The organism is Rhizobium sp. 22-785-1, from assembly GCF_053521965.1.
The window spans coordinates 304,320-318,494 of the sequence record NZ_JBNWDI010000004.1; the positions used below are offsets into that span (position 1 = coordinate 304,320).

Here is a 14,175-nt window from a genome sequence, read left to right on the forward strand (position 1 = left end):
TGTAACACTTCGTGATTGGAAGAAGGCAAGTTTTTGCCATTTTTGCGCGGCCCTACACTCCTCGCAATTCATTCGGCGCGGGGCCGAGTATCAGGGAAGCACAGTTTGACGACTATCCGACGCATGACTATCGCGGCAGCAACTATTGCCGCCTGCTGTTTTATCGCTCCTCTTCAAGCCAATGCCGGCAATGGTTGCGGCGGCGCATCTTGGTATGCTCTGACCTCCAAGACTGCTTCCGGCGAGAGGATGAATCCTTCCAATCTGACGGCAGCCCATCGCTCCTTGCGGTTCGGCACCAAGGTCAAGGTCACCAATGCACGCAATGGCAAGGCTGTCGTGGTTCGCATCAATGACCGAGGCCCCTTCATCAAGGGTCGCGTTCTCGACCTGTCCAAGGCGGCAGCCAAAAACCTCGGCATGGTAAGCTCCGGCACCGCCAAGGTTTGCTACGAAGTCATGGCCTCCAATTAAGGTTTGTGTTTCGCAAGACCGCGTTACGGTTTTAACGTGGACCAAGCTCTGACTTTCCGAAGAGGTTTTTCGGGAATTCCTGCCTAAGCCTTGCCCTCGCCGCCATTCGCGTCTACCAACCTGGCAATCCATGAAAAGAGGTAGACAATGCGTTTGGGCGGGCGTTTGGCCGGAGCAATCGAAGTGTTGGCGGATATTGAGGCGCGCAGACGCCCGGTTGCCGACGCACTGAAAGACTGGGGACTGGCGCATCGTTTCGCTGGTTCCGGCGACAGGGCCGCCATCGGCAACATTGTCTACGATGCTCTTCGCATGAAACTCTCCCACGCATGGTCGATGGATGACGACAGCGCCACGGCGCTCGGTTATGCCGTCATGCTGCGCCAGTGGGGAAAAACGCCGGAGCAACTGGCGCAGGAATTCGACGGCGACAAATTCGCGCCCCCGTCTCTTTCGGAAACGTGCGTAAGTGCTCTCACCTCACGTTCACTCTCCGACGCGCCTTTGCACATCCAGGGCGATATTCCCGAGTGGGTCCAGCCTTCATTTGAAGCCGCATTCCCGAACGACTGGCTTCGACAGGCCCAGGCGCTGAATGAGCGCCCAACACTCGATCTTCGTGCGAATACGCTGAAGGCAGGCCGCGACAAGGTCCTGAGGGCTTTGGAAGAGTCAGGCGCCATCGCGACGAGGATTGCTCGCCAAGGCGTGCGTATTCCGGCAGGAGAAGGTCCATCGCGTCTGCCCAACGTAACAGCCGAGCTTTCATTCCAGAAGGGCTGGTTCGAGGTGCAAGACGAAGGATCGCAAATCGTCGCCGATCTGGCAGCGGCCCGCGAGGGCGAGCAGATCCTTGATTATTGCGCTGGCGGCGGTGGTAAGACGCTGGCGATAGCGGCCAGCATGAACAACAAGGGGCAGGTTCACGCTTTCGACGCTGATCGCAAGCGGTTGGCGCCGATCATCGAGCGCTTGAAACGCGCTGGCACCCGAAACGTTCAGGTGCATGATAGACCCGCCGGACTGAATGCATTCCGAGAAAAGTTCGACCGCGTTCTCGTTGATGCTCCCTGCACGGGCACCGGAACATGGCGCAGACGCCCCGATACCAAATGGCGTCTCACACAGCGCAATCTTGAAGAGCGCGTTGGCCAGCAGGCAGATGCATTGGATCAGGCAAAGACCTTCGTCCGCCCCGGCGGTGAACTGCTCTATGTCACCTGCTCCGTGCTTCCGGAAGAAAACGAGCGTCAGGTCCGTCGATTCTGTACTGAAAACCCGGAATTCTCCATTAAATCCGCACTGGACAGATGGACGGAAACCTTCGGACAGACCGCTGCCAAGCCTCACTCGGCAGATGGCGAGACAGTTACACTGACGCCTGCGACGACTGATACTGACGGTTTCTTCTTCTGCGCCATGACCCGTCGGGCATAACCTGCTGGCACGCAACATGATGGTGGCAACTTGCTAGTTGGAAAGCTTCTAAACTAGAATATTTGACACAAGTTTATGATTGGTTCAGAACTCGCCTTCACAGCCTCGTTACCGCAGTGCTGGACAGGAGAGAGCATGTTCCGCAAAACAATTCTGAGCGCCAGCATGGCGCTTTTTGCTGCATCGTCAGCCTTCACCGCGGCTCCCGCGAGAGCCGCCACCGATCCCGCCGCCGTGGTCAAGCATTATGCCGAACTGGCGCAGGCGAAATATCAGGATTCGCTGACGACAGCTCAAGTGCTGGACAAAGCGATCGACGCGTTGATCGCCACGCCGAGCGAAGCAACGCTAAAGGCAGCGCGTGAGGCCTGGATCAAGGCGCGCGTTCCCTACCAGCAGTCGGAAGTCTACCGCTTCGGCAATCCGATCGTCGATGAGTGGGAAGGCAAGGTCAATGCATGGCCGCTGGATGAAGGCCTTATCGACTATGTCGACAGCTCATACGGTACGGAAAGTGATGAGAACGAGCTCTACACCGCCAACATCATTGCCAATAAAAAGCTGACCATCGGTGGCGAAACGGTTGACGCATCGAAAATCACACCCGAACTGATCCGCAGCCTTGCGGAAGCTGGCGAGGTGGAAGCCAACGTCACCACCGGCTATCATGCCATCGAATTTCTGCTCTGGGGCCAGGATCTCAATGGCACAGGCCGAGGTGCGGGCAATCGGCCTTACACAGATTATGATACAAAGAACTGCACGGGCGGAAATTGCGACCGCCGCGCCGAATATCTTAAGGCTGCCTCGACGCTTCTGGTTGCCGACCTGAAGGAAATGGCCGCAAACTGGGCACCCGACGGTGAGGCGACGAAGAATGTCGAAGCCGACCCCAAGAAGGGTCTCACTGCCATCCTGACCGGCATGGGCTCCCTGTCCTATGGCGAGCTCGCCGGCGAGCGCATGAAGCTTGGCCTTTTGCTGCACGATCCGGAAGAGGAGCACGATTGCTTCTCCGACAACACCTACAACTCGCACCTCAATGACGCGATCGGTATCGCCTCGGCCTATACGGGCGAATACACCCGGGCCGACGGCACCAAGATGACCGGCCCTTCGCTATCCGAACTCGTTGCCGCCGGCGACAAGGCGCTGGATGACGAGATGAAGGCGAAGCTGAACAAGACGCTCGATGCCATGCACGCCATGGAGAAGCGTGCTCAAACGGTGGAGGCCTATGACCAGATGATCGCCGAAGGCAATAAGGAGGGCAACGCCGTGGTTCAGGCAGCCATCGATGGTTTGCTGGACCAGACCAAGACCGTCGAGCGCGTCATTGCTGCTCTCGATCTTGGCAAGATCGAGCTGGAAGGTTCCGAAAGCCTCGACAATCCCAACGCCGTCTTCAAGTAAGATCGTGCTACACCATATCGAATGCGGCCGCTCCTGCAGACGGCCTCATTCAACGCTTTATCAACTGTCAAAGCCGGATCACCGTGAGCCGAGGACATGAAGCACACTGATCTGATCCGGTTTTCATCGCCAGCCTTGGCAATCGCTTTATGCGGCATCCCATCATTGGCTGCCGACCTGAAACGCTCCGATATCTCCGGAAGCGATCTCGCCCGCGTTCTTGCCGTTACCAGACCCGCCAGCGATTTCTCCAAAGCCGAGGCCTTCGAGGCCATGTCTGCCGGTGCCACAACAACGACAGCCGCTTCAGACACAGCCTCTTTCTCCCAGCCATCCGCCAACATCACCTTGGACCAGGGCCAGACCTTCAAGCTCGGTCATGCGCTGTTCCAGAAGCTGTGGGTTTCCGCACCCTCTTCGACCCAAGCCTCCGATGGCTTGGGCCCGCTTTACAATGCCCGCTCCTGTCAGACTTGCCATATCAATGACGGGCGCGGCCGCCCGCCGCGCAATGGGGAGGATGCCGTCTCGATGATTGCGCGTCTTGCCCGATCGGCACGCACACCTGCGGAAGAGAACCTGGTCCAAGATCATCAGGCCTTGAACTTCCCGGATGTGACCTATGGGGCTCAATTGCAAAATCTCGCCGTACCGGGCCTTAAGGCCGAAGGCAAGCTGGCGGTTTCCTATGAGGACAATCACGTCACACTGAGTGACGGCGAGGTCGTGTCATTGCGCAGGCCTAGCTACAGCATAAACGGGCTGACCGAAGGACCACTTGAAACGGCAACCACCGTTTCACCACGGATCGCGCAGCCGACGCTCGGGCTTGGCCTGATCGAGGCTATTGCCGCGGAAGACATTCTGGCCAATGCCGATCCCGATGATAAAAACGGCGATGGTATTTCCGGCAAAGCCGCCTGGGTACGCGACCATCGGACAGGTAAAATCTCTCTCGGTCGTTTCGGCTGGAAAGCACAGAATGCCACCGTGCGGGATCAGGCCGCCATGGCGTTCTCTCATGATCTCGGCATATCGACACCTGATGCCCCTAATGCTTATGGGGACTGCACAGAGAGACAGACGGACTGTCTAGCCATGCCGACGGGCGTGCAAACACGGCTAGGCAACACCGAAGCACCCTCGCCGGTTCTCGATCTCGTGACCTTCTACACCGAAAACTTAGGCGTTCCCGCTAGACGCAATGTCGATGCTCCTAGTGTCTTGCGCGGCAAACGAATGTTTTATGAAAGCGGCTGTACCACCTGTCATACGCCGAAATTCGTCACGACACGAAATGCGGGCGATCCGCTTCATTCCTTTCAGCTGATATGGCCCTATTCGGATTTTCTGCTGCACGACATGGGCGATGTTCTGGCGGACGGGCAGCAGGTGGGGGGTGCGACTGGCAAGGAATGGCGCACGCCGCCGCTCTGGGGTATCGGCCTGACAGGCGCCGTCAATGGCAACGAATTCTACATGCATGACGGGCGGGCGCGCAGCCTGACCGAAGCCGTTCTCTGGCACGGAGGCGAAGCGCAAAAAGCGCGTGACGCTTTTGCCGCCTTGCAAAAATCCGACAGGCAGGCATTGCTGACATTTCTGGAGTCTCTTTGATGGACATTTCGATGCGCAAACTTCTCGCCATCCTGCCGCTGACAATCTTTCTCGGGTTAAACGTGGCCAAGGCTCAGGACGTCGAACTGATGCCTCCGCCACCGCTTGACCCAGTCAAGGTGCGCGCGACGATGGAGAAGGCCGTGGATGGTTTCATTCGCCCCGGCTACGAGAATTTTCGCGACAAGGCCCGCATGCTGGAAAGCCGCATGCAGGCGCTTTGTACCGAGCCTTCAGACCGGAAAATGCAAGATGCCAAAGAGGGCTTTGCCGCCACGGTCGATGCATGGTCCCATATCGAAATCGTTCGCGTCGGGCCGGTCATCGAGCAGAACCGGTTCGAGCGCATTCTCTATTATCCTGACAAGAAGGGGTTGGGCTTGAAGCAGGTCCAGCGCTACCTTGCAGAAAAGGACGAAAGCGTAACGACGGCGGAGGGTCTGAAAGGTAAAAGTGTTGCCGCGCAGGGCCTCGGTGCTCTGGAGTTCGTTCTTTATGGCACGGGTGCCGAGACGCTGACGTCGCAGAAGAAAGATTTCCGCTGCCGCTACGGAGCGGCAATCGCCGGCAATCTCGCCAAAATCGGAGACGAGTTGGTGACGAGCTGGACCGAACCGAATGGAACGGCGAAAAACTGGAAAGAGCCCGCGGCGGACAATCCCGTCTTTCGCGATGAACGAGAGGCATTGGTAGCGCTGCTCGGCATTCTCGTCCACGCCTCCGAAGCGGTCCGCGATCAGCGAGTAGAGACCTTCTACAAGGGGCCGGACAATGCCAAATTTCCGCGCACAGCCATCTATTGGCGCTCCGATCTTACCTGGAAGAGCATTGGCGACAATATCGCCGCCATTCAAGATCTGCTCCACACAGCGCATATGGGCGACCTCCTGCCGCCCGATCAGCGTTCGATCATCGGCTCTATAGATTTCATCGCTAAATCCATGGTGCGCGTCACCGGTACCATCGGTCCTGATATCGAAAAAGCCCTTGCCGACGAGAAGGAACGCGCCAAGGTCGATTACCTGCTGTTGAACGGTAAGGACCTGATCTACCGCATCAACGATCAATATGGCGGCGCCATTGGCTTAAGCTCCGGCTTCTCCTTCTCGGACGGAGACTGACGTGGCGACAGATCGGCGGCTTCTGATCGACCGGCGCAGCTTCATCAAGGCTGCGGGCGCTCCGTTTCTGGCCTCACTTGCGCCACGGTCCCTTTTTGCCCTGCAGCGAACCGACGCTGTCTTTGCATCCGCTTTTCGTAGTCGCGATGGTGCCTACGGTGTTGCGACATTGAGCGAGGCGGGCGAGATCATCGACAGGGTGGCCTTGCCCGCAAGGGCACACGGCATGGCCTCCAGTCCAGCAACCGGAGTGACCGTCGCTTTCGCTCGCAGGCCCGGCACATTCTTCGTCGCCTTCGACCCTCAAGGCCACAAAGCGCCCGCCGTCATTAGCACGCCGGAAGGCCGACACTTTTACGGGCACGGACAATTTTCTCCGGATGGCACGATCCTCTACGCCAGCGAGAACGATTTCGACGGAAATCGCGGCGTGATCGGTCTCTACGATGCGCGCAACGGATTTCGCCGCCTCGGCGAATATGACGCGCACGGCATCGGCACCCACGACATGACCGTGAGCCCCGATGGCACGATGATCGTGATCGCCAATGGGGGCATCGAAACCCATCCGGATTTCGGCCGGACCAAGCTCAACATAGACCGGATGGAGCCATCGCTCGTCCTTCTGGATGCCACCACAGGAGACCTTATCCAGAAGCACAGTGTGCCGGAACGGCTGAGACAGCTTTCTACCCGCCATGTCGACCTGGGAAATGACGGGCGTATCTGGTTTGCCTGTCAATATGAAGGCCCGCGTAACGACCTTCCCCCGCTTGCCGGCTATTTCTCCAAAGGGGACGATGTTCGTTTTATCGCGCTACCCGATGAAACGACCAGCAGATTGGCAAATTACGTCGGAGCGATTGCCGTCAACCGGAAGGCGGGCGTTGTAGGGTTGACGTCCCCCAATGGCAACGCCTTCGTCACGCTGGATGAAAGGAGTGGCGCGGTGCTGAGCGAAACGACCGTGCGAGAGGCAGCAGGAGTTGCCGCATCGACGAACGGCACTATTGCATCCTCCTATGACGGTCACTTTGCAGGGAAGGTTTCCGACGTCGCCTGGGACCAGCACATCGTTCGGATTTTGCGCTAAAGCGCTCTTCTTCCATTGAACGCCTTACCTCTTTGCGCTCACGCATCGCGATTTCGCAAATATCGATTTCGATTTGCGTGCCAATGCTGTCTTTTGTGAAAAAGATGGAGGAACCAAAGCATCGTGCCGTCATTCTTTCGGGCATGAAGAACGCGCTGATCTATCTCATCTTTATTGCTGTCGTGGTAACCTGTGGCGCGTTGATCGGAATCAACAATGTGCCCGGTGAATGGTACCAGTCGCTCACCAAGCCGCCATTCAATCCGCCAAACTGGATTTTCGGCCCGGTCTGGACCACACTTTATGTCATGATCGCCATCGCCGGAGCCCGTACCTGGTTGCAAAGTCGCATGGGTGGTCGGATGCAGCTCTGGGGCAGCCAGATGCTGCTCAACTTCCTCTGGTCGCCAATGTTCTTCGGCATGGAGAGCCTCGCAGCTGGTCTAATCGTCATCGTGCCGATGCTAATCTGCATCATCGCATTCATCTTCATGACGTTCAGCCGTGACCGCCTGTCCATGTGGCTTTTCGTGCCTTATGCAGCGTGGGTAAGCTTTGCGACTCTGCTAAATGCGAGCCTTCTTTATCTGAATTAGTCGCAAAAGCGCTTCAGACTTCGCGCGGCTCTGGAAATCATAAGTAGATAACGCCGCGCAAAACCGGATATGATCGCTGCAAAATTGCGGGAGGCGGCGATCCACGGCCGGTGGACCATGAACATTTCGGATCATATCCAGGAAATTGAACATGTCGGCGTCGGTCGCAATACCGGGCGAGATGCCGTGGTGGTAGCGTCCTGGCGGCGCTGCCTCGACACCTACCAAATGGATCCGACCAAGGCCCGCGAGGCTGTCATCGTATCCGAAAGTCGCCTGCGTGAGCATCGCCAGCGGGCTGAAGATTTGATCCACATTGCCCGTTCTGCACTGGAGAATCTTTATCGCCAAGTAGCCGAGCAGAACTATGTGCTTCTGCTGTCCGACCGGCAGGGCGTTACGGTGGATTTTCTGGGTGATCCTTCATTTAACAACAATCTTCGAAAGGCGGGGCTCTATCTCGGTTCGGAATGGTCAGAACCCCGCGCGGGCACTTGTGCGGTGGGTGCCTGTATAGCGACCGGTGAAGCGCTGACCATTCACCAGACAGACCATTTCGATGTCACCCATACCCCGCTTTCCTGCACCGCAGCGCCGATCTACGACACGCAGGGATCGTTGGCTGCTGTTCTGGATATATCACTATTAAGCTCGCCCATCCTGAAGGCCAGCCAGAACATGGCACGGCATCTGGTGTCCTCAACCGTGCGCCGGATCGAACTGGCAAATCTGATGGCCAGCAGCCGTCATGATCTTGTGCTACGGTTTGCGGCTGCACCGGAATTTCTGGATGTCGATCCCGAAGCTGCGCTTTCCGTCGATGGGGCTGGCCGGATCACGGGAATGACCCATGGTGCCGCGCGCATTCTCGCGGCGTCGCGTGGGTTGGATTGGCACGCCCCCGAAGAGCTCCTCGGACAGCGCCTGGAAGAATTCTTCGAGGCCGATTTTGACGAGCTTTCCTCCCTCACACGCTCCAGTCTCCCGCAGGATCGGCGGATTGTTTCAAAAAACGGCTCAGTCCTTTACGGCCACGCAATCGAACCACAACAGCGTCGCTTGTCTGGCTTGAAAGGACGTTTGAAACACCAGCGAGCAATCGACGGGATCGGCGGCGATAATCCATCCGTCCTCAATCTTCGGCGCAAAATCGAAAAACTGGCACCCGCCAGATTGCCGATCTTGCTGCAGGGCCAGACAGGGACCGGCAAGGAGCATCTCGCTCGCATCATTCACGAGACTAGCGGCGTTCCCGGTCGCTTCGTTCCCGTCAACTGCGCGGCCATTCCGGAGCAGCTGATCGAAAGCGAATTGTTTGGGCATTTGCCGGGAGCCTTTACTGGCGCCTTGCCGAAAGGACGCAAAGGGCTGGTCGAGGAGGCGCATGAAGGTACGCTTTTCCTCGATGAAATTGGCGACATGCCGTTTGCAGCGCAAAGCCGGCTCCTGCGCGTCCTGGCGGAAGGAGAAGTTCTCCCCGTTGGTGGCTCCACACCGCAAAAGGTCAGTTTCAGAGTAATCTCTGCATCTCATCGTCCGCTGGGTGAGATGGTGCGTAGCGGGGCATTCCGGGAGGATCTGTACTACCGGCTGAACGCTGCTGTGCTCACCCTGCCCGCATTGAAGGACCGCGATGATTTTATCTGGCTTCTCGACAGGATTCTCGAAAGACACGCGGTAGCCGGTCGGCCTCTCATACTGTCCGACGCGGCGCGTCTGGCACTTCTGCGCCACACATGGCCGGGCAATATCCGGGAGCTAGACAACACCATCGCCTATGCTACCGCGCTGTGCGACGGTGGAACGATTATGCTCGACGACCTTCCAGAGCTCCTCGGCACCACAGCCACGACAGCGACAGACGGCCGCGACGGCGATCTTCACGCCATCCTCGCAGCATGCAACGGCAATATATCCGAAGCGGCTCGCAAGCTGGGCGTCGATCGCACCACGCTCCACCGCCGCTTACGCCGCCTTGGCGCACGGAAACCGCACTGAGTGTGAGGACGTGCCACAGCTGTTGCGCCACACCTGTTGCGATTGCGACAGTCCTGCTTCAAGCGACTCCCGCATTTTCAGGCATTGAGCAAACAAGATCGACTGGCACGCTCATTGCACCTCGTCTGGCATCACAAGCCACTGAGGACAAAATATGCGCGCGCTCAGATTTCATGCAGCCAAGGATTTGCGGATCGATACTGTTCCAGAGCCAAGGCAACCGGGACCCGGACAGGTTCTCGTGCGGAACCGCTTTGTCGGCATTTGCGGCACCGACCTGCACGAGTACAGCTACGGCCCGATCTTTATTCCCACCGAGCCCCACCCATTTACTGGCGCTCACGGACCGCAAATTCTGGGACACGAGTTCGGCGGTATGGTTGAAGCCATCGGACAAGGTGTGACCTCGGTCAGTGTCGGCGACCGGGTGTCGATTCAACCGCTCGTCATGCCACGGTCAGGCGATTATTTTTCGGATCGAGGCCTTTTCCATCTCAGCACCCAGCTGGCACTTGTCGGTTTGAGCTGGGAAGGCGGCGGCATGGCGGAAGCAGCGCTTGTCAATGAATACAACGTGCAGAAAATTCCGGACGAGATGACCGACGAGGAGGCGGCTCTGGTCGAACCATCGGCAGTTGCCGTCTATGCCTGCGATCGCGGCGGCGTGACCGCAGGCAACAGCGTCCTGGTGACAGGGGCCGGACCGATCGGCATGTTGACGCTCCTGGCGGCGCGCGCAGCAGGTGCCGCGCAGCTCTTCGTGTCAGACCTCAATGATGCCCGTCTTGAGCTTGCCCGAAATGTTATTCCAGATGTGATCACCATCAACCCGAAGCGTGACCATCCGGGCGATGTCGTTCGTTCGGCCACCGAGGGCCAGGTCGGATGCGATGTTGCAATCGAGTGCGTTGGCAACGAACACGCCCTCAAGGCCTGCGTCGATGCGGTGCGCAAACAAGGCGTCGTCGTCCAGACCGGGCTGCACCCGCATGAAAATCCGATCGACTGGTTCCAGGTCACCTTCAAGGACCTGGAGATCAAGGGCTCATGGGCATATCCGACGCATTATTGGCCTCGGGTCATACGGCTCATTGCGTCGGGCCAATTGCCGGCAACGAAGATTGTCACGAAGCGCATCGCGCTGGATGAGGCCGTGTCGGAGGGTTTCGATACTCTGCTCGATCCTGCCGGCACACATCTGAAAATCCTGATCGATCTTTCCCGGTAAATGCCCGCATCCGCGTGAGGGAGAGGAGCCCGATACGCGAATGCGAATGAACTCCACGAAGCAGCGGGCCGCTGCTTCGTCATTAGACCCAAGCAAAACCATGGAGGAGATGAATATGCTTGATGTCAGTCCGAAAACCAAAATCGACACGGTCCTAGCCAAATTCGGCAAGGCGCTCGCAGCCCAAGACATAGATGCCGCCGTCAACCTGTTCCAGGCAGATTGCTACTGGCGAGATCTCGTAACCTTCACCTGGAACCTCAACACCATGGAGGGCCATCACGCCATCCGCGACATGTTGACGAACCAGCTCTCGGCCATCAAGCCGTCCGGCTTCAGGCAGGATGTGAACGAGCAGGCCTCTGAAAGTGGCGGCGTAACCGAGGGCTGGTTCGAATTCGAGACCGCTACCGCCCGCGGCTATGGTCACGTCCGGCTGAAGGATGGCCTGATCTGGACGCTCCTCACCACCATGAGTGAACTGAAAGGACATGAGGAGCCTAAAGGTGCAAAACGCCCAATGGGAGCCGAACATGGGCACGACCGCAACCGCAGAACCTGGAAGGAAAAACGTGAAGCAGAGGCCGTCGAGCTCGGCTACACGGAGCAACCCTATGTCGTCATCATCGGCGGTGGACAGGGTGGCATTGCGCTTGGTGCAAGACTGCGCCAGCTCGGAGTTCCGACAATCATCATCGAAAAGAACGAGCGGCCGGGCGACAGTTGGCGCAAGCGCTACAAATCGCTCTGCCTGCACGACCCCGTCTGGTACGATCATCTGCCCTACATTCCCTTCCCGGAAAACTGGCCGGTCTTTACCCCCAAAGACAAGGTGGGCGACTGGCTGGAGATGTACACCAAGGTCATGGAGCTGAACTACTGGGGTTCCACCACCTGTAAATCGGCCCAATATGACGAGACTTCCGGAGAGTGGACCGTAATTGTCGACCGCGCCGGGAAAGAGGTCGTCTTGCGGCCCAAGCAACTGGTGTTAGCAACCGGCATGTCAGGCAAACCCAACATTCCGAAATTCCCAGGCCAGAATATCTTCAAGGGAGAGCAGCAGCACTCCTCACAGCATCCGGGCCCGGACGCCTATTCCGGAAAAAAGGTCGTCGTCGTCGGCTCAAACAATTCGGCCCATGATATTTGCGCTGCGCTGTGGGAGGCAGGTGCCGATGTGACCATGCTGCAGCGTTCCTCGACCCATATCGTCAAGTCGGATTCCTTGATGGAAATCGGGCTGGGCGATCTCTATTCGGAACGCGCCGTCGCCAGTGGGATGACCACGCGAAAAGCCGATCTCATCTTCGCCTCGCTCCCCTACAGGATCATGCATGAATTCCAGGTTCCGATTTACAACCGTATCCGGGAGAAAGATGCTGACTTCTACGCAGCCCTTAAGAAAGCCGGCTTCATGCTGGACTTCGGCGATGACGAGTCCGGTCTCTTCATGAAGTATCTGCGTCGCGGCTCCGGTTACTACATCGACGTCGGCGCCTGCGATCTAGTGATTGACGGCTCGATCAGGCTGAAATCCGGGGTGGATGTGTCTCACCTGACAGAGGATGCCGTTGTGCTGAAAGATGGCACACAGTTACCCGCCGATCTGGTGGTCTATGCGACCGGCTATGGTTCGATGAACGGCTGGGCAGCGGATCTGATCTCGCGCGAGGTGGCGGACAAGGTCGGCAAATGCTGGGGACTAGGCTCCAATACGACCAAGGACCCGGGTCCTTGGGAGGGAGAACAACGCAACATGTGGAAACCGACGCAGCAGCAAGCCCTCTGGTTCCATGGCGGCAATCTGCATCAATCCCGTCATTACTCGCAATATCTCTCGCTGCAATTAAAAGCGCGGCAGGTCGGACTGGAAACACCGGTCTATGGTCTCCAAAAGCCGCATCATCTCGCATGAGGCGAAAATGACATTGATCCGCCGGTTGGACAGAACCGGCGGATCAACCACCCTTGTCTTGCGCCTGGACCGAGGCCATGTCATTTTTCAATAAAAATGAAAGGCAGGGGAATGACATTCACCGATCCTGGCGATTTTCGCCAGCGTATTGAAAAGAGCTTCGCGCGCCAGGGTGTGGTCCAGGCAATCAAGGCGGAGCTGACGCGTATCGAGCACCGGCTGGTCGAAATAGAGCTGCCTTTTCATCCCAAGCTGACGCAGCAGCATGGCATTCTTCATGCCGGCGTCATAGCCGCCGCGCTCGACACCGCCTGCACCTATGCAGCCTATACGATCGTCGAGCCGGAAGCGTCTCTGCTGACAATCGAGTTCAAGGTCAACCTCATGTCGCCCGGGCGAGGCGAGCGCTTTTTGTTTCGTGGCGAGATCACCAAACCCGGCAGCAACATCATCGTGGCCGACGGTCGCGCCTATGCCATTTCCGACGGCCCTGCGAAGCTGATCGCTTCGATGACGGGAACGATGATGGTTCTGAAAGGACGCGAAGGGTTCAGCGAAAATGAGCTATGAGCTGGTCGAGATCAACGGCAAGCGCCTTCTCTTCGTCATGGCAGCCGAGGCGGAATACGGTCCGCATCTGAAAGCTCGTTTTCGACCGCTGATGACGGGCGTCGGTCCTGTTGAAGCTGCCATTTCCTTGACTGCCACATTGAGCGATCTGAACGCTCAGGCGCGCCTGCCCCATCTCGTGGTTTCGCTAGGGTCCGCCGGCTCGCGCCTGTTGGAACCGACCAAAGTCTATCAGGCTGTCAGTGTATCCTACCGGGATATGGATGCCTCAGCCTTCGGCTTTGAAAAAGGACGCACGCCATTTCTGGATTTGCCCGCAGAGGTTCCGCTTCCATATTCCATACCAGGCGTTGCGACCGCGCGTCTTTCCACCGGCGCCAATGTGGTGTCCGGCAGCGCCTATGACAGTATCGACGCAGACATGGTGGAGATGGAGACATTCGCAATCCTGCGCGCCTGCCATCGCTTCGGCATTCCGCTGATCGCCTTGCGTGGCATTTCCGATGGTAAGGCGGATGTTCACCATATCGATGACTGGACGGACTATCTCCACATTATCGACGAGAAACTGGCAGAGGCCGTCGACAGGCTGAAAGACGCGATAAAGGTCGGGGCGATTACGCTCTGATGCTTGCAAGGCGGCACATTTTCTGGCTTTTCAGGGCATGCGCCGGGTTGCCTTACGCCCGGCAATTCTTTAAAGGCTCGCC

The 14,175-nt window shown here is 57.8% G+C and carries 12 protein-coding genes; all 12 read left to right on the plus strand.

All coding sequences use genetic code 11. From position 1 onward, the window contains the following. Positions 1-105 precede the first annotated feature (105 nt). The 12 genes from ACQZ5M_RS11160 (at position 106) to ACQZ5M_RS11215 (ending at position 14,093) form a co-directional block, all read left to right on the plus strand. The gene (locus tag ACQZ5M_RS11160; protein WP_296021545.1) at positions 106-474 is read left to right on the plus strand and encodes a septal ring lytic transglycosylase RlpA family protein; all 369 of its coding nucleotides are present in this window, start codon (positions 106-108) and stop codon (positions 472-474) included. 147 nt (positions 475-621) lie between these two features. After that, the gene (locus ACQZ5M_RS11165; protein WP_449079762.1) at positions 622-1,911 is read left to right on the plus strand and encodes an RsmB/NOP family class I SAM-dependent RNA methyltransferase; all 1,290 of its coding nucleotides are present in this window, start codon (positions 622-624) and stop codon (positions 1,909-1,911) included. 135 nt (positions 1,912-2,046) lie between these two features. Beyond that, complete coding sequence (locus ACQZ5M_RS11170) at positions 2,047-3,324, plus strand: imelysin family protein (RefSeq protein ID WP_449079763.1); 1,278 nt, start codon at positions 2,047-2,049, stop codon at positions 3,322-3,324. A 96-nt stretch (positions 3,325-3,420) separates the two neighbouring features. Further along, the gene (locus ACQZ5M_RS11175) at positions 3,421-4,941 is read left to right on the plus strand and encodes a di-heme oxidoreductase family protein (protein WP_449079764.1); all 1,521 of its coding nucleotides are present in this window, start codon (positions 3,421-3,423) and stop codon (positions 4,939-4,941) included. Next, positions 4,941-6,062 carry an imelysin family protein gene (locus tag ACQZ5M_RS11180; RefSeq protein WP_449079765.1) on the plus strand — a complete coding sequence of 374 codons (1,122 nt, stop codon included), beginning with the start codon at positions 4,941-4,943 and terminating at the stop codon, positions 6,060-6,062. Before ACQZ5M_RS11175 ends, ACQZ5M_RS11180 begins: the two co-directional genes overlap by 1 nt. 1 nt (position 6,063) lies before the next feature. Continuing rightward, the gene (locus ACQZ5M_RS11185) at positions 6,064-7,155 is read left to right on the plus strand and encodes a DUF1513 domain-containing protein (RefSeq protein WP_296035558.1); all 1,092 of its coding nucleotides are present in this window, start codon (positions 6,064-6,066) and stop codon (positions 7,153-7,155) included. A gap of 143 nt (positions 7,156-7,298) precedes the next feature. After that, the gene (locus tag ACQZ5M_RS11190; RefSeq protein ID WP_296021629.1) at positions 7,299-7,751 is read left to right on the plus strand and encodes a TspO/MBR family protein; all 453 of its coding nucleotides are present in this window, start codon (positions 7,299-7,301) and stop codon (positions 7,749-7,751) included. A 117-nt stretch (positions 7,752-7,868) separates the two neighbouring features. Beyond that, a complete protein-coding gene (locus ACQZ5M_RS11195) occupies positions 7,869-9,749 on the plus strand; it encodes a sigma-54-dependent Fis family transcriptional regulator (protein ID WP_449079766.1) in 1,881 nt (626 codons plus the stop codon). Positions 9,750-9,903: 154 nt separating this feature from the next. Further along, the gene (locus ACQZ5M_RS11200) at positions 9,904-10,977 is read left to right on the plus strand and encodes a 2,3-butanediol dehydrogenase (protein WP_449079767.1); all 1,074 of its coding nucleotides are present in this window, start codon (positions 9,904-9,906) and stop codon (positions 10,975-10,977) included. 115 nt (positions 10,978-11,092) lie between these two features. Beyond that, positions 11,093-12,895 carry an NAD(P)/FAD-dependent oxidoreductase gene (locus ACQZ5M_RS11205; RefSeq protein ID WP_449079768.1) on the plus strand — a complete coding sequence of 601 codons (1,803 nt, stop codon included), beginning with the start codon at positions 11,093-11,095 and terminating at the stop codon, positions 12,893-12,895. A gap of 111 nt (positions 12,896-13,006) precedes the next feature. Further along, positions 13,007-13,465 (plus strand): PaaI family thioesterase, encoded by a 459-nt coding sequence (locus ACQZ5M_RS11210; protein ID WP_296021581.1) that lies wholly within the window; start codon positions 13,007-13,009, stop codon positions 13,463-13,465. Continuing rightward, the gene (locus tag ACQZ5M_RS11215; protein ID WP_449079769.1) at positions 13,455-14,093 is read left to right on the plus strand and encodes a 5'-methylthioadenosine/S-adenosylhomocysteine nucleosidase; all 639 of its coding nucleotides are present in this window, start codon (positions 13,455-13,457) and stop codon (positions 14,091-14,093) included. Before ACQZ5M_RS11210 ends, ACQZ5M_RS11215 begins: the two co-directional genes overlap by 11 nt. The last annotated feature ends 82 nt before the right edge of the window (positions 14,094-14,175 follow it).

Bases quoted from the DNA above. Each gene is read 5' to 3' on its own strand.
- ACQZ5M_RS11165 (WP_449079762.1), top strand. From the start codon at position 622: ATGCGTTTGGGCGGGCGTTTGGCCGGAGCAATCGAAGTGTTGGCGGAT.
- ACQZ5M_RS11170 (WP_449079763.1), top strand. From the start codon at position 2,047: ATGTTCCGCAAAACAATTCTGAGCGCCAGCATGGCGCTTTTTGCTGCA.
- ACQZ5M_RS11175 (WP_449079764.1), top strand. From the start codon at position 3,421: ATGAAGCACACTGATCTGATCCGGTTTTCATCGCCAGCCTTGGCAATC.
- ACQZ5M_RS11180 (WP_449079765.1), top strand. From the start codon at position 4,941: ATGGACATTTCGATGCGCAAACTTCTCGCCATCCTGCCGCTGACAATC.
- ACQZ5M_RS11190 (WP_296021629.1), top strand. From the start codon at position 7,299: ATGAAGAACGCGCTGATCTATCTCATCTTTATTGCTGTCGTGGTAACC.
- ACQZ5M_RS11195 (WP_449079766.1), top strand. From the start codon at position 7,869: ATGAACATTTCGGATCATATCCAGGAAATTGAACATGTCGGCGTCGGT.
- ACQZ5M_RS11200 (WP_449079767.1), top strand. From the start codon at position 9,904: ATGCGCGCGCTCAGATTTCATGCAGCCAAGGATTTGCGGATCGATACT.
- ACQZ5M_RS11205 (WP_449079768.1), top strand. From the start codon at position 11,093: ATGCTTGATGTCAGTCCGAAAACCAAAATCGACACGGTCCTAGCCAAA.
- ACQZ5M_RS11210 (WP_296021581.1), top strand. From the start codon at position 13,007: ATGACATTCACCGATCCTGGCGATTTTCGCCAGCGTATTGAAAAGAGC.
- ACQZ5M_RS11215 (WP_449079769.1), top strand. From the start codon at position 13,455: ATGAGCTATGAGCTGGTCGAGATCAACGGCAAGCGCCTTCTCTTCGTC.